Source organism: Prevotella conceptionensis 9403948 (genome assembly GCF_000312305.1).
GTDB lineage: Bacteria > Bacteroidota > Bacteroidia > Bacteroidales > Bacteroidaceae > Prevotella > Prevotella conceptionensis.
In genome coordinates, this window is the sequence record NZ_HE999449.1 from 133,105 (window position 1) to 153,787 (window position 20,683).

The 20,683-nt window shown below is 45.9% G+C and carries 17 protein-coding genes and 1 pseudogene; 6 read left to right on the forward strand and 12 right to left on the reverse strand.

The window, feature by feature from the left end; translation table 11 throughout:
- From BN93_RS11180 to BN93_RS11195, 4 genes and pseudogenes are all read left to right on the forward strand, one after another.
- Positions 1-479, forward strand: a pseudogene (locus BN93_RS11180) (urocanate hydratase); the annotation flags it as partial.
- Between the two features lie 22 nt (positions 480-501).
- Entirely contained in the window at positions 502-1,977 is a 1,476-nt protein-coding gene (gene hutH / locus BN93_RS11185) for a histidine ammonia-lyase (RefSeq protein ID WP_019188408.1), read from the forward strand.
- Between the two features lie 6 nt (positions 1,978-1,983).
- Entirely contained in the window at positions 1,984-3,228 is a 1,245-nt protein-coding gene (hutI, locus tag BN93_RS11190; RefSeq protein ID WP_019188409.1) for an imidazolonepropionase, read from the forward strand.
- A 167-nt stretch (positions 3,229-3,395) separates the two neighbouring features.
- Complete coding sequence (locus BN93_RS11195; RefSeq protein WP_019188410.1) at positions 3,396-3,716, forward strand: TfoX/Sxy family protein; 321 nt, start codon at positions 3,396-3,398, stop codon at positions 3,714-3,716.
- Positions 3,717-3,800: 84 nt separating this feature from the next.
- Here BN93_RS11195 and BN93_RS11200 read toward each other — a convergent pair whose 3' ends face one another.
- From BN93_RS11200 to BN93_RS11230, 7 genes are all read right to left on the reverse strand, one after another.
- Positions 3,801-4,409 carry a riboflavin synthase gene (locus BN93_RS11200; RefSeq protein WP_019188411.1) on the reverse strand — a complete coding sequence of 203 codons (609 nt, stop codon included), beginning with the start codon at positions 4,407-4,409 and terminating at the stop codon, positions 3,801-3,803.
- 1,838 nt (positions 4,410-6,247) lie between these two features.
- On the reverse strand, positions 6,248-7,651 hold the full coding sequence (locus BN93_RS11210; RefSeq protein WP_157462810.1) for a hypothetical protein: 1,404 nt from the start codon (positions 7,649-7,651) through the stop codon (positions 6,248-6,250).
- A gap of 179 nt (positions 7,652-7,830) precedes the next feature.
- Positions 7,831-8,037 (reverse strand): hypothetical protein, encoded by a 207-nt coding sequence (locus tag BN93_RS11215; RefSeq protein WP_044260633.1) that lies wholly within the window; start codon positions 8,035-8,037, stop codon positions 7,831-7,833.
- 678 nt (positions 8,038-8,715) lie between these two features.
- Positions 8,716-9,351 (reverse strand): HD domain-containing protein, encoded by a 636-nt coding sequence (locus tag BN93_RS11220; RefSeq protein ID WP_019188416.1) that lies wholly within the window; start codon positions 9,349-9,351, stop codon positions 8,716-8,718.
- 125 nt (positions 9,352-9,476) lie between these two features.
- Positions 9,477-9,593, reverse strand: a complete 117-nt coding sequence (locus BN93_RS18030; RefSeq protein WP_019188417.1) for a hypothetical protein — start codon at positions 9,591-9,593, stop codon at positions 9,477-9,479.
- A gap of 16 nt (positions 9,594-9,609) precedes the next feature.
- A complete protein-coding gene (locus tag BN93_RS11225; RefSeq protein WP_044260565.1) occupies positions 9,610-11,007 on the reverse strand; it encodes a DUF4270 domain-containing protein in 1,398 nt (465 codons plus the stop codon).
- A gap of 36 nt (positions 11,008-11,043) precedes the next feature.
- Complete coding sequence (locus BN93_RS11230) at positions 11,044-11,853, reverse strand: glycogen/starch synthase (RefSeq protein ID WP_044260568.1); 810 nt, start codon at positions 11,851-11,853, stop codon at positions 11,044-11,046.
- A 199-nt stretch (positions 11,854-12,052) separates the two neighbouring features.
- Between BN93_RS11230 and panC the strand changes: the two genes are divergently transcribed.
- On the forward strand, positions 12,053-12,904 hold the full coding sequence (panC, locus tag BN93_RS11235; RefSeq protein ID WP_019188421.1) for a pantoate--beta-alanine ligase: 852 nt from the start codon (positions 12,053-12,055) through the stop codon (positions 12,902-12,904).
- Between the two features lie 6 nt (positions 12,905-12,910).
- Entirely contained in the window at positions 12,911-13,258 is a 348-nt protein-coding gene (gene panD, locus BN93_RS11240; protein ID WP_019188422.1) for an aspartate 1-decarboxylase, read from the forward strand.
- A 166-nt stretch (positions 13,259-13,424) separates the two neighbouring features.
- Here panD and BN93_RS11245 read toward each other — a convergent pair whose 3' ends face one another.
- The 5 genes from BN93_RS11245 to BN93_RS11265 all read right to left on the reverse strand — a co-directional run bounded on the left by BN93_RS11245 (position 13,425) and on the right by BN93_RS11265 (position 20,624).
- On the reverse strand, positions 13,425-13,853 hold the full coding sequence (locus BN93_RS11245; protein WP_019188423.1) for a biotin/lipoyl-containing protein: 429 nt from the start codon (positions 13,851-13,853) through the stop codon (positions 13,425-13,427).
- A gap of 7 nt (positions 13,854-13,860) precedes the next feature.
- Complete coding sequence (locus BN93_RS18035) at positions 13,861-14,019, reverse strand: hypothetical protein (protein WP_009229805.1); 159 nt, start codon at positions 14,017-14,019, stop codon at positions 13,861-13,863.
- Positions 14,020-14,061: 42 nt separating this feature from the next.
- Entirely contained in the window at positions 14,062-15,627 is a 1,566-nt protein-coding gene (locus tag BN93_RS11250) for an acyl-CoA carboxylase subunit beta (protein ID WP_009229806.1), read from the reverse strand.
- A 159-nt stretch (positions 15,628-15,786) separates the two neighbouring features.
- On the reverse strand, positions 15,787-18,168 hold the full coding sequence (locus tag BN93_RS11255; protein ID WP_019188424.1) for a TonB-dependent receptor: 2,382 nt from the start codon (positions 18,166-18,168) through the stop codon (positions 15,787-15,789).
- Between the two features lie 1,568 nt (positions 18,169-19,736).
- The gene (locus BN93_RS11265; RefSeq protein WP_019188427.1) at positions 19,737-20,624 is read right to left on the reverse strand and encodes a glycoside hydrolase family 25 protein; all 888 of its coding nucleotides are present in this window, start codon (positions 20,622-20,624) and stop codon (positions 19,737-19,739) included.
- Positions 20,625-20,683: the final 59 nt, after the last annotated feature.

Below are 20,683 nucleotides of genomic sequence, written 5' to 3' on the forward strand. Positions count from 1 at the left end.
CCGAAGGACGCATACGCATAGCCTTAGCATTCAATAAAGCCATACGCGAAGGACGCATTAGCGCACCCATCGTATTGGGGCGCGACCATCATGACGTTTCGGGAACCGACTCGCCATTCCGCGAAACGAGTAACATCTACGATGGTTCACAATTCTGTGCCGACATGGCCGTACAGAATGTTATCGGCGACTCGTTCCGCGGTGCCACATGGGTAAGCCTTCACAATGGTGGCGGCGTTGGCTGGGGCGAAGTTATCAATGGCGGTTTCGGCATGGTACTTGATGGTAGCGAGGCCTGCGACCAACGTATCAGACAGATGCTTTTCTGGGATGTCAACAATGGCATAAGCCGTCGTTCATGGGCAAGAAACAAAGGTTCGATGGACGCTATCAACCGAGAAATGGAGCGCACGCCCAACTTCAAAGTAACGATGCCCAACCTCGTAGATGACGAATTGATTGACAACATTCATTTTTAAACCCCATATCACGACCAACATCATGACACATCAAATCTCTGCCGACCATCTAACGATTGAGAAAATCGGCGAAATTATTTATAACAACTACAAAATAGAACTAAGCGACGATGCACGCAAGCGCATCATTAAAAGTCGCGAATACCTCGATGCACGCATTGCCAAGGAAGAAAATCCCATCTATGGCGTAACAACCGGTTTCGGTTCGCTGTGCAACGTGTCTATTAGCAAAGACCAATTGTCGCAATTGCAAGTCAATCTTATCAAGTCGCACGCATGCGGAGTGGGCGAACGTCTGCCCAACGACATTATTAAGATGATGCTTTTGCTTAAAGTTCAGTCGTTAAGCTATGGTTTCTCCGGGTGCAAACTCGATACCGTTGAACGACTCGTCGACATGTTCAACAACAACATCTACCCCGTAATACTCGAACAAGGTTCGCTAGGTGCATCGGGCGACCTCGTTCCCCTAGCCCACATGAGTCTTCCCTTGGTAGGTCTAGGCGAAGTAGAGATGAACGGCGAAGTTGTTTCGGGCGAGGAAATGAACCGCCGAATGAATTGGGAACCCATCGAATTGGCTAGCAAAGAAGGACTTGCACTACTCAACGGCACGCAGAACATGAGCGCTCAAGCTGTTTGGGCCTTGCTTAACGCACAGCGTTTGAGCGAATGGGCCGACGTTATCGCCGCTATGTCGCTCGATGCTTTCGATGGCCGCATCGAGCCTTTCACCCACGCGGTGCATGCTGTTCGTCCCCATCAAGGACAAATTGAAACGGCTGCACGTTTCCGCCAACTGCTCGAAGGCAGCCAACTCATCGCACGTCCCAAGCAACACGTACAAGACCCCTACTCTTTCCGTTGCGTACCACAAGTTCATGGCACAGTGAAAGACACCTTGCGCTACGTCTATTCGGTGATAGACACAGAGATAAATTCGGCTACCGACAATCCCACTGTTTGTCCCGACGAAGACCTTATTATCTCCGCTGGCAACTTCCACGGCGAGCCCATCGCCCTACCTATGGACTATCTCTCCATTGCCATGAGCGAATTGGCCAACATCAGCGAACGTCGCATCTATCGTTTAGTGTCGGGTTTGCGCGATTTGCCTAGTTTCCTTGTGGCCAAACCAGGCCTTAGCAGTGGCTTTATGATTGCTCAATACACGGCCGCCTCGGTGGTAAGCCTTAACAAGTCGTATGCCGTACCATCGTCTATCGACGACATTCCCTCGTGCCAAGACCAAGAAGACCTTGTTAGTATGGGTGCAAATGCTGCCATCAAGCTACGCAAGGTGGTGGCCAATACCGAGCGCGTGCTGGCTATCGAGCTGTTCAATGCTGCCCAAGCACTCGACTTCCGCCGCCCGCTTGTGTCTTCTCCCGAACTGATGAAGATACACGAGGCCTATCGCAAGGTTGTTCCATTCATCGATGTAGACGTGGTGATGTACCCCCACATCGAAGAGTCCATCCAGTTCTTACGCAAATAAAAGCCGATGGCAACCACATTAATCTATAACATAGCGACCCTTGGCGGCATCGACCGTAAGGGTCGCTTGCGCCTACAAGGTAGCGAAATGGCTCAATTCGAAACGCTAGACAATGCCTATCTGTTAATTAAAGATGGTAGGATAGCCGACTTCGGTTCGATGGAAAGCTTACCACAGCTTGCAGCCGACGTGAAAAGAGTAGACGCCGAAGGCGGAACGGTGATGCCATCGTTCTGCGATTCCCACACGCACATTGTCAATGCAGGCAGCAGAGAAAATGAGTTTGTCGACAAAATCAACGGCTTGTCGTATGCCGAAATTGCCAAACGTGGTGGTGGCATACTCAACAGTGCCGACAAACTGCACGAAATGAGCGAAGACGAGCTGTTTGAACAATCTATGAAACGTGTTCACGAAGTGATGCTCAAAGGCACGGGCTGTGTGGAAATAAAGAGCGGATACGGCCTAAACACCGAAGACGAACTGAAAATGCTCCGCGTTATACGCCGTATCAAACAGAACTCGCCACTTAAAGTGGTATCGAATTTCCTTGGTGCACATGCTGTGGGCAGAGCGTATTCAGGCCGACAAAGTGCTTATGTAGACCTCGTTGTGAACGAAATGATACCTGCCGTTGCAGCAGAAGGGCTTGCCGACTTTGTAGACGTGTTCTGCGACGAGGGCTTTTTCACGCCCGAAGAGACGGGACGCATACTGCAAGCCGGTGCCAAACACGGCATGCGTGGCAAGATACACGGGCAAGAACTGGCACCAAGTGGCGGTGTAGAAGTGGCACTTAAACACAATGCCCTATCCGTTGACCATTTGGAGAGCATGACCGACGAAGACATTGCCATGATGATTGGCACCGAGACGTCGCCAACGGCGTTGCCTGGCACCTCGTTCTTCCTTAACATACCCTTCGCACCCGTGCGCAAAATGATTAGTGCCGGCCTTGGTCCTGCCATCGCAAGCGACTATAATCCGGGGTCAACACCATCGGGCGACATGAAGTTTGTTGTGTCTTTGGCTTGTATCAAGATGCGACTACTACCCGAAGAGGCGCTCAATGCGGCCACCATCAACGGTGCATACGCTATGGGGCTAAGTGCCGATTATGGCTCAATAGCCATTGGCAAGGTAGCCAACTTCTACATCACCCACCCCATTCCCTCTATTGCCTTCATTCCCTACGCCTATACCACGCCCGTTATTCGCGAGGTATATCTCAACGGCGAACGGCAAAACTGATGAGCAATACAGCGGGATAAGCGTTCAGATTGACGTGTTGACAAGTGCTTATAATATAAAGAGGAGTACTCTGAGTTCTTGATTAGGGGAATCCTCTCTTCAACTTGTCAACACGTCAGTTGGTATATAAGGCATCATCACCCACAATTTAAAAAACAAAATCATACATGGCTTGTACCACAGACTTTGTTCAGTACGTTGTAGACCAATGTTCTACCGCAGGAGAAATAACGGTTAAGAAGATGTTTGGCGACTATGGCATCTATTGTAACGGCAAAATCTTTGGTCTGTTGTGCGATGATTGCCTTTATATCAAACCCACCGAGGCCGGAAAAAAGAAACTTAAATCCGTTGATTTACACCCTCCCTATCCAGGAGCAAAAGACTACTTTTACATTGCCGACCTTGAAGATCACGAGGTTTTAGCCGAAATTGTAAGGGAAACTTACAAAGAATTACCCGAACCCAAGCCCCGAAACAAAAAATAACAACAGCTGTTTCAGGGCTTGAACACGGGCATAAATCGTGAAGTTATGTACGATAACGGCTCAATGCGAGCCGTAAACACAAGCTTATTTGTTTGAAAGGCTTTGCATACGGGCGATGTATTTGCCTAGAATATCAAACTCCAAGTTCACCACCGAGCCAACTTTGATGTCGCAAAAGTTGGTATTTTCTCGCGTGTAAGGTATAATGGCCACCTTAAACGTGCATTCAGTGGGACTTACCACCGTAAGCGATACGCCATTAACAGTAACCGAGCCTTTGTCTACCGTGAAATACCCACGCCCCACTTGTTCGGGATTAAAAGCATATTCGAACGTAAAGTAGGTTGAGCCTTCCGCGTCTTCCATCGCTATACATGTTGCCGTAGTGTCCACATGCCCCTGCACGATGTGTCCGTCTAGTCGGCCATTCATCTTCATGGAGCGTTCAATATTCACCTTGTCGCCTACCTGCAACAGTCCGAGGTTCGACTTAATCAAGGTTTCTTTCATGGCCGTAACCGTATAGTTGTCACCGTCAAGGTCAACCACCGTTAGGCAAACCCCATTGTGAGCAACGCTTTGGTCTATCTTCAACTCGCTGGTGAAGGTAGACTTAAACGTAAAGTCGATATTCTCTTCATATCGTTTCATGGCCACAAGCGTAGCCATCTCTTCTACAATGCCTGAAAACATAATGCAACATCTTTAATTTGTAATTGTATAATGCAAATCGCGAACTTCGAAGTCGCCTAGACTTTTAAAATCTCTACAAATTGAGAGGAGCTTATTTTCTTTGTGCTGTAAAAACTAAGATAAACACTCCTCTCATGTACGAAGTACTGGACAAAGATACAACAAAATTTGAGATCTTGCCACATTTGTCGGTGGCAAAACACGGTTATGTTACTAAAAGTGACCTGGCGGAGGCCATTCGGTGCATTCTCTACAAGCTGAAAACGGTTGTCAGTGACACATCATGAGGAATAAGTAAAGAGCACTTCTTTATGTTTCTTATGTTCTTATGTCAAAAGTGGACGTGTTTATGCCAACACACGAGAAAAGAACGTTTGCAGTAAGTCAATTGAACGCTGTCGAACTTGCTCGAACATTGTCATGGCGAGAAAACGCACTTTTCGAGGAACGAGAAAAGAACAATCAACTCGTTCGCTTGTTCACTTGTCTTCTTACCAACCTGTCCACTCGTCAACTTACCAGCTTTTGTCAACTTTTCAGTGGAAATTTTAACATTATAAGTGCCCTTTTTGGTCACCAATCGCCCACCTTGCCGCAAAAAATCGATTCTCGCGAAGGTTTGTTTTGATGCCAAAAAGGGGTTGTCTGCGAATACGATAAAATGAATATTTATCTCAAGGGAACGCCATTTGTACCACATTTGGGGCTATTTGTGGCTAAATGTACTGCAATTTGCAGCAAAACGCAGTGCAATATGCCGCTAAACGCAGTGCGTTTTGGTGCTAAATGCAGTGCGTTTTGATGCTAAACGCAAGGTAAAATGGTGCTAAATGCAGTGCAATGTGCTGCTAAACGTAAGGCGAAAAGCATAAATATGCACTGCAATGGTATAAACAAGACCCCTTAGAACTATGAAACACATGATTAAAATGGGCAAAATAGTGGTGAAAAAGTGGGGTTTTAGGAGCTAAAAGTGAGTAATTGGGTATAAAAAATAATGAGTTGGCAACCAATCTAGAAAGCCAAAATAGTACAAAAAACAGGTCTTTTTCTTTAAACTGAACATATTGGAAGGCACGAAAGACTAGGAATAGTAGCGATTTTACTACTTTTTGACCCATATTTTCGCTAGAACGGAGCGAAAATTAGAGCAACAATGTAAAATAAAAGATAAAGATTTAAATTTTTGAGTTGATGAGTTCTTGAGTTGGGGAGCTTTTGAGTTGATGATGTCTTGAATTAATAGGCTTTGGAGTTGGGGATCTTGTGAATTTGTGAGTTGATGACTTCGGGAGTTGTTGGGCTTTTGTTAGTTTATGAGCCAGAGAGTTGGCTTGTCTACTGCACTCCTCTCAATTTATAGAAATATAAGAAGTCAAGACGACCTCTTCTAAAAAAAATAGGCAGGAAGAAACTCCTGCCTAATATAAAAAAAGGGTCGTACCGATGATGTGATGAAAACTCTGAGCTATACATGATTTGAGAGTTCCCCGCCTTTGTAATCCACCGGCTTTACAGCTAACCCGAAGGTCGTGGCCCGCCATTAGCAAAAGAATTCTTCTCGGTTTTCGATTTTATTTTGAAGAGTACCCCAATCAAATCGATACAACCCCCATATCTGTCTCTTTTTGCTGTGCAAAGGTAAGCGTTTTCAGCGATATTACCAAATAATAGCAAGCCTATTTACAACCTCAAACAAATCCAGGACAGGGCTCTGTGCACAACCGCTCTCATGTGGGGCATCGAAACCATGTTGCTGAATTCTTGTCGTTACAACAAATGCCCCGCAGCCCTCTTACCCAATGTAGGTGAACCTTTGCAGATCTGCCCTGAATTTATTACTGGGTTTTCCATATCCGAAAACCAGCATCACGTCCATTACCAGTTATACATATAAAGTTGTAAGAGAAGTTAAGACTATAACTAATTTCGCTGTAGAAAGGGTAAGGGGTGCTCGTCCAGTAATAACCGGTTGATGGAATGGAATTGAACATCCCCTTATGGTAATGTCCCGAAGCTGGCAGAAAAAAGTAATCGTCAACATTGGCTGGCTTACCCTGCGCGACACTCCAGTTACAATATTGGGCAATCTCGGTACTTTTCGTATAATCCGTGGTTTTATCTGGGGCATGCGTCTTAGAAAATCCTGGTATTTTGCTGCTTTTCCTAAGCCACATCCCACCCGTGTATACTTCTCCCATGAGGAACCACGGCGTTGTGTTGTCCCAGTGGGGGTCTCCATACTTTACATACCAGTATATTTCGTTTACATTCGGACACCTTTTGAAATGGTCGAACATAGGCAACACCGCAGGCGCAGTTCCCGAATAGTCCGTGTATCCCTTAATATTGTTGTACCAACGCAAGTGATCCCAAGACCTAGGATAGCTACCATCACTAAAATTGGGGCGAGATGGTTGAAACTTTTTATGCCCCATCCAGTAGTCGTTGCCGGCATCCCACATATAATAGTTGTCGTCCATCAATGGCAGGTCTTGCGAAATCCTCTTGTTTTTACCCTTTGTGAACGTAACCTTACCTGGGTATTTCTTCGTGAGCGTAGCGAACTTCTCTCGGAAAATGTCGTATACGGAATATTCAACAGTAAAGTTTGTGTACTCGCCGGGCGCTACAACCATCGTCACCGTGGTGTCTGCAACGGGGTGTGAATATGGAATTAAGAAGAAATTAAAAGGCATGTTGATGCTCTTGTTCGCACTAGTGGGAACAGGGCGCGAGCCTAAGTCCAAGCCATAATCGGTGAAATTGAATGTTCCACAGATAGCCTGGTCGGCCTTTACTTTTACACCCCTTAGGCAAACGGAAGGTGTTGGCCCATATCTGTTGTATGGAACGAACGTGGCATACGATGCCTCGTGGGTGAGCGTGAACAAATATTTCTTACCTTGCCTGTGGGCTATGGCTATGCCGCAATCTCCATCCTTGCCGATGTGCTGTGCGTCGTTGGGCGACTCTTGCATTTGCGTTGCGGCTATTACGACCTTGTTTGGAGATCCGTTTTTGCCCGTGTAGCGAACCCGATAAAAAGTCTTGGTGTAATTTCCTGGTAAAGAAAAACTTGCAGTCGCTTTCCTAGGGCTTCCATTGATGTTGTCTTTAACGCTTTGGTTAAGTTTTGTGCCATCATTAACAAATATCTTGTCGCCTGCCGACCAATAAAAAAGTAAAACCGCGCCCATGCTTTCCGTGGTCGTAGTAGCTGCCAGTGGTTCGCGTTGCACTGTCCACTTCGTTAAAAGTGGTGAGTATTTCGTCCTCTCTTGGCTGTTGTGAGGCACTGTCCATAGTTAGGTCTTCATTGTTGCAACCCATTAGCAACAATCCTATTGTTAAGAGTAAAGTAAACTTTTTCATCGACTTAAATGATTTCGGTTGTGTTTTATAAATGCTAAACGCCACCTTAATGGTAGCCATCGTTCACAAAGATGTCTGGCTCCTCATCGAAAAGCCCTTGTTTTGCGTCTAAATCTTGGTTGTCGTCTCCGGCTTCCTTATGTCCGTTTTTGTTGTTGAATGAGGTCTCATTCATTAAGTTTTCAAAGTCTGTAGCAATCACCCAGCTACGGGGTGCCGTGTATTGGCATTTTGTTTCTCCTTTCTTTTTCATGGCATTGCTGTTTTTAATGGGGAGCGATTTTGCCTGTGTCCCTTGTGTTATAGGCTTGGGCAAACGGCTGACGAGATGGGAATGTGGTTCCCCACAATTGGTGTAGGAAGATAGGTTGGTTATCCATCGCACTATGTAGTTGGGATATGTCCTACTAGAAACCCCTTATTAAAATGCGTTCACCCTCGCTTTTAACGTAGGAGTTATGGTTGACATTCACATTGTGCTTGCCCGATAATGGGCAAACGCAAACATGTGGGCGTGGCGCAAACTTATCCGCAGCGAGTGCATTTCGCTTAGGCCCTATCGTTAAATTTATGAGTATATGTGTTAAGTTTATATTCTGCATAGGGCAAAGATAGTCAATAATCCTAAATTAAACAAATGTTTTAGTAAAATTATATTACATCACATTAACCTATCATAAATATCTGGAAAAAGGCGATAATAAATAAGTGAAACTGAAAAACAACACGATAAAGTTATGTTGAGTTTCAGTTTTCGGAGCATGAAGTCGTCTTGACTTTTAAGGTTTCTGTAAATGGAGAGGGGTTGTTATCTTTGTGCAGTAAGCCGAAAATGCAATTCATCCTAGCACGGGTTACTTAAATTCGAACCCAAAACTAAAGTGTATCATTATATAATTACGTATGCAAGGGCGGGTAGGCAATTTGTCTCTTAGCGCGTTTCCTCTTCAAAAAGGCGGTCGAACCATTGCCGCAACAATACTTTGTTGGGCAGGATATTCCGTATCTCGTTGAGATATTGTTCGTTTATCGAACCAGGAATCCACAACTTGATATAACCCGAAGTAGAATATTTGTCGTTGAGATGTCGTTCAAAGCGTTCCCATTGTGCCTCCTTGCTCAGCTCTGGATAATTGGTTAGCCCATATTGCACCGTACGTCTGAACACCATTTCAGGCTCTAAATCTCTATCTGCCTCGGCGGTTATCTTGCCATACACACTTCGTGGCGAGCGCGAACTAGACGCCCGATGGTCTTCAACGGCCTCTTTCAGCGTTACGATTTGCTCCTTAGTAAACCATTTTCGCAAGCGTTGGTCGGCCATTAGTATCTTTCCGCTAGTGATATGGTGTATGGCCCTTGGCCCTTCAAGGCCTAAATCGTGATAGGCAGCAGCCACGTATGCCATGTTAACATCGGCACCAATCTTCTCGGCCAACACCAAAGCACGCTTAATTACGCGCATAACATGTGCCATGTTGTGGGCGCGGTCGAACTGATTGTAACGTGGAAGTATGTTTCGTTCTACAAACTCCATCAAATCTAGTTGTACAGACGATACAGCCATGAGGGTTTCTTGTTTTAAGTGATAAACGTAAAAAGGAGGAAACGCTTATTTCGATCCTCCTTTTTACGTAGGCGGCATTGCTAAGCAGTCGTTATGTGCACCCTGCTCTGAAATGTAGCCTCTGTTTATGTTGTCTTCCTGTTGCCAGACAAGTTTACGGGGTAACGTTGTTGGCTTTTAAGCCATTTCTTTTTCCGTTCCTCGTACGCTTGGTTCTTGTTTTCAATATAATTGTCGGCCATTGTTAACACCTTTGCGTTATTGAACCTTGGTGTAAATCACGCTAAGCTTTATGGGGCTACCCGCTGTATCGGTGCCTTTAAGCAGCTTGGTGCTGGTTAACGACATGTTGTGTACAATCTTCGTGATTACAGTTTCCTTGCCGCCCGACTGGTTTTGACGTGTAACAGTGGTTACGGTTACAGGCACAATCATCAGTTTGTTCCAATTGGGTTTGGTGCGATCGGCCTTCTTCATCACGTTCACCACGTTGGCAATATTGTCAAACGTGTAGGTGTTTGCCGCAAGCGACCCCAAGAACGATGTTTTGTTGTCCATCAAAATGTCTTGCTTAAAGAAACTATCCACACTGTCTACGGGCAACAGCAGTACGTTGTTGGCGGCATCAAGCGCGTTCTTGCTCTTGGTGGAGTTGTTGGCGCGAGGCACCGTTAACTTCACTTGGTTGATGTTCTCGCCTTCGTGTCCTTGCGTCAGCTGATCCACGGGGATGGTAAGCTGCGTGAAAAAGCCCGCTGGCGTTTTCAGATAAGTGTACTTGCTGTCGCCAAGCAAGGTGGCGTTGTCTACCGAATTGGTTATCTTGGTGTATTGCAAAACTTCTTCCGTCCCAGCAAACGACACCCACGTTGTTGAATCCTTGCCTTTGATCCTAGAACGATAGAACACATTGAGCAAGCAGCCCTCAACATGCGCCATTGCACCTAATCCACCTTTATACTTGAAGTAGAAACCAGGAAGTACTTTGTTGAGGAAGGTGTACGTATTTTTGAAGTATTCGGGGTGCTTGTCGTAGGTCTGCAACAAGTAAGTACCGAAGTTCTTATAAGCCGTTCCGTCTTTGGCAACGTATTGCTCGTTCATGCGGATAAGGATACCTTTTGTTTTGCCAGCAGCCGAAGTAAGGTTGAAACTTACATCTTTGTTGATGGCATTTGAAGTGCGCAAGTAGCCGCCAGCTTCGACATCAAAGTTGGTATAAAAGGTCCTTTTCTCCAACATGGGTTTCTCCATCTCGCGCATGTTGAGCGTCATCACCACGGTAGAGTCGCCGTACGACTTGTCAAAAGGCAAGAACAATTCGCACGAGTCGGCATAAATGTCGTTGCCTTGCTTGCTTACGATGCTGTCTTTAACAGGCAAGCCAAGGTTGGCCAAGCTGTGCAACTGAATCATTGCGTCGCCAGTAATGTACGAACCCGTTTCTGGGTCGCGCACTTTTCCAAGGTAAGCGATGGTGTTTTTAGACAACAGCGAGTCTACAACCACAGAGTTACTGGCTACCGGAAACGAGTCGGTGGCCACAACAAAGCTGCCTTCCTTGATGAGTGAGCCGCCCAAGGTGTCGGTGTTATCGTCGCAACCTACAATGGCTAGGGCCATGCAGGCGATAGGTATAATTGCTTTTAGATTCATGTTCGTTCAGTGTATTGAATGAGGAGGGGCTTGTATTTATTTTTGAGGATATACCACCTCGTAGAACTTTTTATAAGGTTCGGTAAAGTCACTGCCTGGATACTTCAACACGGGAACTCCCTTCTTGTCTGCATAATCAAGTAGTTCTTGTTTTATTCCCTCACTGCCCTCAATCACGCCGTTACTAAAAGCAATGGCCAGCTTTTCCAGTTCTGTGTAATCGAACTCGGGGCTGAACTCGGACAGTGTGGCTGCCTTTATCGACTTATACTCCAAAGTCTTCTTGAAATGGTGTCCAAGCACCCCTTCCAAGCCGTGGTTAAAGAGCGTGGTTACCACCTTTGTGTTGGCGAAAGCGGGTTCGTCTTTGAATGCTTTCTTGATAAGCACGGGGATGTAGGCGGCCATCCAGCCTTGGCAATGAATGATGTCGGGGTTCCAACGCAGTTTCTTAACCGTCTCCAACACTCCTCGTGCGAAGAAGATGGCGCGCTGTCCGTTATCAGAATAGGGCATCCCACTTTCGTCGAGAGCCATTTGGCGTTTCATGAAATAGTCGTCGTTGTCAATGAAATACACCTGAATTCTTGTCGAGGGAATAGACGCCACCTTGATAATCAGCGGGTGATCTGTTTCGTCGATAATGAGATTGACACCCGATAGGCGTATCACCTCGTGCAATTGTCCGCGTCGTTCGTTGATGTTTCCCCACTTAGGCATGAACGTACGTATCTCGTACCCGGCTTCTTGGATGTTAAGCGGCACATTGTAGCCCATTAGAGACATTTCCGTTTCGGGAACATACGGGGTTATCTCTTGATTAATGAATAAGATTTTTTTTGACATACTTGACTTTGTTTTGCTGGGACAACTGGCATCCCACTTCTTAAAACCGACTACAAAGGTACAAAAAAACATTGAGAAACAGGGCGAAACGCTTGCTATTTGAAGTTCGGGCCATTGCTTTTTGGTATATTTTTAATGATATTCTTTCTTATTTAAGAAAAAAGCAGTTATTTTGCATGCGCTTAGAAGATACATAGCAATGAAAGTTTTTACAAAGATTGTAGACCTGCAAGATGCATTATCTTGCCATAGGAAACAACATTCCGCCATCGGTTTCGTGCCAACGATGGGCGCTTTGCATGCCGGACACGCCTCGTTGGTGGAGCGTTCGGTGAAAGATAACGACGTTACTGTTGTTAGCATATTCCTAAACCCCACACAGTTTAACGACAAAAGCGACCTTGAACATTACCCACAAACATTGGAGGCCGACTGTAAACTGCTCGAAAAGGTGGGTGCCGACTACGTATTTGCCCCTTCGGTGAACGAGATTTACCCTACTCCCGATACGCGCGTGTTCGATTTTCCGCCCGTAACAACGGTGATGGAAGGCGCTAAACGCCCAGGACACTTCAACGGTGTGTGTCAAGTTGTGAGCCGTTTGTTCGACATCGTGCAGCCCGACAAGGCTTATTTCGGTGAGAAAGATTGGCAACAGATTGCCGTAGTGAAACGTTTAGTGGAATTTATGGGCAGCAACATTGAGATTGTTGAATGCCCCATCGTAAGAGAAGAGAGCGGATTGGCGATGAGTTCGAGGAACGAAAGGCTTACGCCTAATGAGCGAAAGCTGGCCGCCAACATTTACAAAACCTTAAAGGAAAGCCTTGACAAGGCCAAAACCCTTACGCTTGAAGAAACGCGAAAGTGGGTTATTAATGAGATTAACGCGCACGAGGGATTAGAAGTTGAATACTTTTCTATCGTTGACGGACTAACACTGACCGACCTCGACAATTGGAATGCCAGCCCGTACGTGGTTGGTTGCATCACCGTTTATTGTGGCGAAACTCCAATTCGCCTTATCGACCACATTAAATATAAAGGATAAAAGAGTATGCTTATCGAAGTGTTGAAATCTAAACTGCACTGTGTGACGGTTACCGAGGCCAACATCAATTATATGGGCAGCATCACCATTGACGAGGATTTGCTGGATGCGGCCAATATGATTGCGGGCGAAAAGGTGCAGATTGTAGACAACAATAATGGTGAAAGGTTTGAAACCTACATCATTAAGGGTCAACGCGGCAGTGGCGAAATATGCCTTAACGGCGCAGCGGCTCGCAAAGTGTTGGTGGGCGATACGGTTATCATCATGTCTTATGCCCTCATGGACTTTGAAGAGGCCAAGCAATTTAAGCCCACCGTGGTGTTTCCCGAAAACAATAAGGTATCCAAATAGCAGATAATGGCGGCCAGGGCCAATGCCCATCAACAAGAAAGTGGCCGCCTATTTCTGACTAAACAAAAAAGATGAGCTTGCAAATAAGGCCGTGTCCAGCCCTTTTGCAAGCTCATTTCTTATCTCCCTTTGCGTTTGATAGCGCGAAGGCAAGCGTTTGCCGTTTTTATTCCACCACTACAAGCGGAGTGTCTTCAAGCACGCTTTCGCCTTGCTTAACGCAAACAGCCGTTACTTTACCTGCCTTTTCGGCCTCGATGTTGTTGGCCATCTTCATGGCTTCGAGCACAACGAGCGTGTCGCCCGCGGCAACGGTGTCGCCAACGGCCACCTTAATCTCTGTGATTACGCCAGGCAGAGGAGCCTTAATGGCATTTGCCGTGTTGACATTAGCGGCAGGAGCAGCACTTTCTTCAGCGGCAGCCGATGCTGCGGGTGCGCCCAAAACCACCTTCTTCTTTTCGGGTTCGGCCTCAGGCTCCATCTCAACCTTGAAACTTTCGCCGTTAACCGTTACCTCTGCAACGTTCTCTTCGATGTCACCGATGGCCACTTTATACTCTTTTCCATCGATGGTATATTTGTATTCTTTCATACTTTCTTTATGGTTTTTGTGTCATTGAAAGGAATTTGGCATTCCAAAGCGTGTCTCGTTTCTTGATAGTAATGAAACCAGGCTCTTTGTCGTGCACGTTATTGCCCTTGAACTCGTGAAGTGCCAATGCAATGGCAGCATAGATGTTCTTGTCTTTCGTAGCCATAACTTGATAATGATAAATAATTATTGCAACTTACCTAGTTTATTACATGGGCATGCAGCCATGTTTTTTGGCTGGCAAGCTCTGACGCTTGGTTGCGAGTTGGGCTAAGCCGCGGCAAATGCGGAAACGCGTGTTACGTGGTTCGATAACGTCGTCGATATAGCCATACTGTGCAGCTTGATAAGGATTAGCAAACATCTCTGTGTATTCTTCTTCCTTTTCTGCCAAGAATGCCTTAACATCTTCGCCTGCGTCTTTCTTCTCCTTAGCCTCTTTAGCACAAAGAACTGCCACGGCACCCGATGCACCCATAACGGCGATTTCGGCCGTTGGCCATGCAAAGTTAAGGTCGGCGCGAAGTTGCTTGCAGCCCATAACGATGTGGCTACCACCATAGCTCTTACGCAAGTTGATGGTAATCTTGGGCACAGTAGCCTCTCCGTAGGCGTAAAGCAGCTGTGCTCCGTGCAAGATAACAGCGTTGTACTCCTGTCCTGTGCCGGGAAGGAAACCAGGAACGTCTACCAAACTAACGATAGGAATGTTGAAAGCGTCGCAATATCTCACGAAACGTGCACCCTTTCTTGATGCGTTTACGTCTAGCACACCCGCGTAAGCTGAGGGCTGGTTGGCCACAATACCCACGCTTTGGCCATTGAAACGTGCAAAACCAGTGATGATATTTTTGGCAAACTTAGGCTGAACCTCAAAGAATTCGCCGTTGTCGGTGATGGCCGTAATCACCTTATACATATCGTAAGCCTTGTTGGGGTCGTCGGGAAGAATATCGTTCAGGCTGTCATCCATGCGGTTGATGGGGTCGTCGCAAGCCACACGCGGAGCCTCCTCGGTGTTGTTCGAGGGAATATAGCTTAGTAACTTCTTTATCATGTCCATAGCCTCTTCTTCGGTTTTGGCCGTGAAGTGGGTTACACCACTCTTCGTTGCGTGTACCGATGCGCCGCCAAGGTTCTCCGAGTCCACGTCTTCGCCCGTTACCGACTTAACCACTTTGGGGCCAGTAAGGAACATATACGATGTGTTTTCCATCATCAGCGTGAAGTCGGTAAGTGCTGGCGAGTAAACTGCGCCGCCTGCACATGGACCAAAGATGCCAGATATTTGGGGTATTACGCCACTTGCGAGAATGTTACGCTCAAATATTTCGCCATAGCCAGCAAGTGCGTTGATACCTTCTTGTATGCGTGCGCCTCCCGAGTCGTTCATGCAAATAACGGGTGCGCCCATCGTCATGGCCATGTCCATTATCTTACATATCTTCTGCGACATCGTTTCCGACAGCGAACCACCGTTCACCGTGAAGTCTTGTGCATACACATACACGAGCCTTCCATCAACAGTTGCCGAGCCAGCAACCACGCCGTCGCCAAGGTATTGTTTCTTTTCCATACCGAAGTTGTGGCAGCGGTGCAACTTAAACATGTCGTATTCTTCAAAGCTACCTTCGTCTACAAGCATGTCTATACGCTCGCGAGCGGTGTATTTGCCACGTGCGTGTTGTTTTTCGATAGCTTTCTCGCCACCACCAAGACGGGCTTGTTCGCGCTTAGCGATAAGCTCCTTGATTTTTTCTATTTGTTTGCTCATAAGTTATTTAATTGTTTCCTTATTCTCAAAAATATCTGCAAAGTTAGACAAAAGGAACGTAATAATCTAATTTTATGCCCCTTTTGTTGTCCTTTTCATGTTTTGCCGAGTATATTTTTCTGCTTGTCGGACAAGCATTAGCGGTTTTCTGATGTCGCATTAGAACTCGAAAAGCGCACGTACATTTATCAACCTACCAGTAAGATAATTAGGTACGGCATACTGTTGGTTGGTTACATCGGTAATCCAAAAATAGCTGTTTACGTTGTTTATGCCAAAGAGGTTTAGGCAATCCACGCCCAACCAAATGTTCTTAAAGGGCGATTTCTTTTCTCTTCGTTCGTTGTTCAGCAGGCGATAACTCATACCGATGTCGGCTCGTTTATAGGCAGGTGCCCTAAACGAGTGGCTTTCCAATTGCCTATGGGGTGCAGAAAACGGCAGACCATCGGCAAAAGCCAACTTCAAGGACATCTTCCAACGGTCGGTTCCAGGGAAATAGTCGGTGAAAAACATATTTATCGAGTAGCGTTGGTCGGTTGGAAGTGGCAACGATTTTCCGTTGAGTGTCATGCGCGTATCCATCAACGAGAGACTAATCCACGAGTCGGTGCCTGGTACAAACTCGCCATAGAGTTTTAAGTCGATACCTGCCGCATGTCCGTTGCTCAGGTTATCGCCATAATAAACCACCTTCACATTGTTCACGCTGTAAGGAACAAGGTTGCCCAATGCCTTATAATACAATTCGCCCGTAAGCTTAAAGGGACGCCCAGAGACGTTAAACCGATAGTCCATACCTGCAATGAGATGCAGCGAACGCAGGCTTTTTATCTTTTTATTGAGGGTTACGCGTGTCTCGTTGTTCACGGTCGAGGTGTCGCGCAGTTCCTTAAAGAATGGGGCTTGATAATAAAGACCTGCCGCAAAGCGCAATGTAAGATTGGTGTTAAAGGCAGGAACGATGCCCAAAGACACGCGCGGACTGACGATTGTTTCCTTATTAAATCCCCAATGGCTCATCCTGATGCCGTAGTTAAGGGTGTAACGTGTGTTCTCGTTTTTGCCGCCAAAGCGATAAGTATCTTGTGCATAGGCCTCTACTCTGTTTGCATCGAGCTGATTTCTTGCCCTAAGCGAATAAATAAGGTGTAAGTCGGTACCCGTGTGTGGTATGCTATATCCGCTAGAATCGCGCATTTCGTACTCATGACTGCGTTCCTCGATGTGTTCGCGCTTTAATGTCACGCCACTTTCCACCTCGTGCTGTTTCGACTTGTGTGCATACACCAACTTTAAGCTTGTTACTCGCGCCTGCAAAAAGTTGCGTGCATGCTGAAAATAGGTGCCGACGCCTAGGTTTTCGCTCGTTTCGGTCTGCGTTAACCAATATTGTCCTTGCAGGTCGTAGGTTTCTTTCTCTTTGGTTTGAAAGGCCGATGCCACCAATGCAAGCGATGTGGCATCGCCAAAGTTGCGCTTAACACTTAATGAACCGAAGTAAGTACGAAACAAGTCTTTCTCTTGCCCATCGAAATAAACCTTGAACGAGCGCACGTTCTGCATCGTGCCAAACTTTGTTTCGCGGTCGGCCGGCGTAAAGTTAAATTGGTTGTTGGATATGTTGCCTATGAAATCTATCTGCCATCGCTTATTGGGAATATAGCTCAAATAGGTTTGATAGTCTAAGAAATTGGGACTATACTCGCCCTTTGTTTCAAGCGAACCAAGCAGATATTTGGTTGTTTTGTACCTCACGGCGTTGCTCCACGAAAACGTTTTACTGCCTAATGCAACGTAAGCCGACCCTCCTAACAGGCTAAACGACAAAGAGCCCTCAAACTGTGTGGGGCGTTTGTAGGTAATATCCAGTGCCGACGACATCTTATCGCCGTACTTAGCAGCGTAACCTCCCGTTGAAAACCCAATCTTCTCTACCAAGTCGGGGTTGATAACCGATAAGCCCTCTTGTTGTCCGCTGCGCACTAAAAATGGACGATACACCTCTACATTATTAATATATACGCTGTTTTCGTCGAACGCTCCTCCACGAACATTATATTGTGAAGAAAGCTCGTTATGCGTTGATACGCCTGCTTGTGCTTGTATCAACTCTTCCACGGCATTGCCGCTAGCAGTTGGGGCAAGCTTGTTTGCATCCTTTTTCAGCTCTTGTGTTTGTCCCGTCTGTCGGCGCATCTCGGTAATGCTCACCTCGCCCAACGTGTTGTCGCCCTCGTGTAGCACCACTTGCAACGTCTGTTTTCCCCGCGGATTTCTCAAAACGCGTGTTTTGGTTTTGTAGCCAATCATGGAGAACTTCACCACCACTGAGTCGGCCGAGTGCAAAGTAAGGTTGAACTCGCCTTTCAAGGAGGTAAGCGCCACCTTGCCCTGACTCAACACCGAGACAGTGGCCAGCTCAATGGGCGACATTTTCTCGTCGGTGACGCGCCCTTGCAACGTAAACGTCTGGGCGTTCAGGCTCGTAGGCAACAGCGATAACACTGTCGCACAAATCAATATAACGTAACGGTTCATCGCAAGTATAACGCAATGTGGCCAGAAAAATTGCATACCATGAGGAGATTTGTTGCTATGGCAATGCCTGTTGAGGGATAACAGCCAACAAAATACCACTAACTTATGCCGTTTTAGTTCCAAAACATATCGAAGTTGCCCAGACTTTTAATGTTTCTAGAATTGAGAGGAATGCAGAGCAAACCAACTTTCTGGTTTATAAACACACGAATACATCAACTCATCAACTCATCAATTTACAAGCCCACAAACTCGTCAACCTCATCAACTCTCATCAACTCACGAGCTCACAAACTCGTCAACTTACAAGCCCACCAACTTACAAGCACATCAACTCATCAACTCAAAGACTTAATTTTATTGTTTTTATTTTACAATACGCCTCTAATTTTCATTCCGTTCTAGCGAGAAAACTGGTTATAAAGTAGTAAAATTGCTACTATTTCTAACCTTTCACACCCTTAAAATTGTTCACATTTAAGAAAACGACCTGCATTTTGCACCATTTAGCCTGTCTAGTTTGGTTGTCAGCTCGTAATTTACCCAGCCCAATCACACGCTTTTAGACCCTAAAACCCCACTTTTTAATGCTCATTTTGTCCTTTTTAGTCCTATTTTTAATGGCGAAAAAGGTTTTGTTTATACCGTTTACTGTGTATTTTTATGCTTTTCACCTTGCATTCAGCAGCATTTTGCACTACGTTTTGCAGCATTTCACCTTGCGTTTAGCACCAAAACGCACTGCATTTAGCACCAAAACGCAGTGCATTTAGCACCAAAATACACTGCATTTAGCGGCAAAACGCACCGCATTTAGCAGCAAACAACCAAAATAAGGGTGAAAATGGCGGCCTATCCAAATAAATATTCATTTCAATACGTTCACATACTAACCGCTTTTTGCATCAAAACCAACCTTAGCGAGAATCGATTTTTTTTGCGGCAAGGTGGGCCATTGGTGACCAGAAAGGGCACTCAGAATGTTAAAAAACACACCGAAAAGTTGACAGAACTTCAAGTTGACGAGCAATGGGTAATTGGGGTGACGTGATAACAAGCTGGCGAGTTGACGAGATGTTTAGTTGGCAAGCTAGCGAGTTGGCCAGAGCGTTATGCCGCTAGTTTATGAGTTTATCCCTTTTTCAAGGCATAACCACGCTTTGCCACAGACGAAGGGGATAGAATTTCAGCTCTTATCGTATCTTAGTACGGTACTTCGTACAGAAAGAAGCGTGTTTATCTTGTTTTACAGCACTAATATAATAAACATCCTCGCATTGTATAGAAACATTAAAAGCCAAGACCACTTAGGTGTGAGTGTATAAGTTCGAGATTTTTTGAGTTTATAAGTTTGTTAAGTTTTTAAGCTTAAGCCGTGTTCACAGTCAACTAAATACAATCGTTGCATCAAGTAACGCATAATAGATGCCTACCTGAACAACGTCTGCAAGCCATTTATTACAAACAGCTACAAATCAACAAATTAAAAAATTTACTTGCGGCGTATTTCAGGCTTAAAGAAACAAGGTTAGCTGAATTGTGGGCATAACAACATGGCTATGCCTATTTTATTCGCCAAAGATACGTTCCGAACCGATAGTTAGGCGTTTCAGTTCGTAAAAGGAGCCGTTAAAGATATTCAAGTCCACATATCCGCGAATACCATCTAAGCGGCCTGCATCGGTATGTTGCCAAAAGTTCCATTTTCCCTTATACTCCACCTTCTCTACGTAATAATGGGCAATCCAATAAGGGTAGTCGTCAAACACGGGTGCGCTAAGGTATTGTTCCTTAAACTTATAATAGGTATAGATGATGGGTTTAACATGATACTTGTCTTCAACAATGTGCAACCAAGTCAGCACGTCACGCTGAAAATCTTCCACCGAGCGGTTCTTGGGCTTGTGCTCTACATCAAGTACCGGCGGCAGGTCGCCTTCTTCAAGGTGCACTTGTTTTAAAAAGAAGTTGGCTTGCGCCCTTGCCGACGACTTGTTGCTCCAAAAATGGTAAGCACCACGAATAAAACCGTATTCGCGGGCTTGGTAAAAGTTGTCGTTGAAGTTATCGTCGATACCCGACGAACCCTCTGTCGACTTCACAATAACGAATTTAAGCGGAAAGCCGTCGATGGTTGCGTCGCTCAATTTGTCCCAATTGATTTCACCTTGATAGTGAGATATGTCTATGCCATGAATGGCAAAGCCGTCTGGATAGTTTGCATCGCCATACAAAGCACGCCAACGAAAACCCGTGGGGCCTACAAAGAAGTAATAAAACACCCATACATAAAGGCACACCACGCCCACGCCGCCTAGCCACCACGCCCAACGGTGCGACGAACGAAGAAAGCCGGGAATGAGCCAGTAGAAGAAACGGACACGACGTCTGCCGCGACCACCACTTCTCCTTGTGTTTCTTTTATTGCGAACCTTTGTTGAAGATTTTCTTGCCATATATCAATAGCGTTGCACTTATACTGCCTTGTGGCCGTATGAGAATTCACCAGTGTCTG

Bases quoted from the DNA above. Each gene is read 5' to 3' on its own strand.
- BN93_RS11195 (WP_019188410.1), top strand. From the start codon at position 3,396: ATGGCTTGTACCACAGACTTTGTTCAGTACGTTGTAGACCAATGTTCT.
- BN93_RS11220 (WP_019188416.1), bottom strand. From the start codon at position 9,351: ATGGCTGTATCGTCTGTACAACTAGATTTGATGGAGTTTGTAGAACGA.
- BN93_RS11250 (WP_009229806.1), bottom strand. From the start codon at position 15,627: ATGAGCAAACAAATAGAAAAAATCAAGGAGCTTATCGCTAAGCGCGAA.
- BN93_RS18035 (WP_009229805.1), bottom strand. From the start codon at position 14,019: ATGGCTACGAAAGACAAGAACATCTATGCTGCCATTGCATTGGCACTT.
- panC (WP_019188421.1), top strand. From the start codon at position 12,053: ATGAAAGTTTTTACAAAGATTGTAGACCTGCAAGATGCATTATCTTGC.
- BN93_RS11230 (WP_044260568.1), bottom strand. From the start codon at position 11,853: ATGTCAAAAAAAATCTTATTCATTAATCAAGAGATAACCCCGTATGTT.
- BN93_RS11215 (WP_044260633.1), bottom strand. From the start codon at position 8,037: ATGAAAAAGAAAGGAGAAACAAAATGCCAATACACGGCACCCCGTAGC.
- BN93_RS11265 (WP_019188427.1), bottom strand. From the start codon at position 20,624: ATGGCAAGAAAATCTTCAACAAAGGTTCGCAATAAAAGAAACACAAGG.
- BN93_RS18030 (WP_019188417.1), bottom strand. From the start codon at position 9,593: ATGGCCGACAATTATATTGAAAACAAGAACCAAGCGTACGAGGAACGG.
- hutI (WP_019188409.1), top strand. From the start codon at position 1,984: ATGGCAACCACATTAATCTATAACATAGCGACCCTTGGCGGCATCGAC.
- BN93_RS11225 (WP_044260565.1), bottom strand. From the start codon at position 11,007: ATGAATCTAAAAGCAATTATACCTATCGCCTGCATGGCCCTAGCCATT.
- panD (WP_019188422.1), top strand. From the start codon at position 12,911: ATGCTTATCGAAGTGTTGAAATCTAAACTGCACTGTGTGACGGTTACC.
- BN93_RS11200 (WP_019188411.1), bottom strand. From the start codon at position 4,409: ATGTTTTCAGGCATTGTAGAAGAGATGGCTACGCTTGTGGCCATGAAA.
- hutH (WP_019188408.1), top strand. From the start codon at position 502: ATGACACATCAAATCTCTGCCGACCATCTAACGATTGAGAAAATCGGC.
- BN93_RS11255 (WP_019188424.1), bottom strand. From the start codon at position 18,168: ATGAACCGTTACGTTATATTGATTTGTGCGACAGTGTTATCGCTGTTG.
- BN93_RS11245 (WP_019188423.1), bottom strand. From the start codon at position 13,853: ATGAAAGAATACAAATATACCATCGATGGAAAAGAGTATAAAGTGGCC.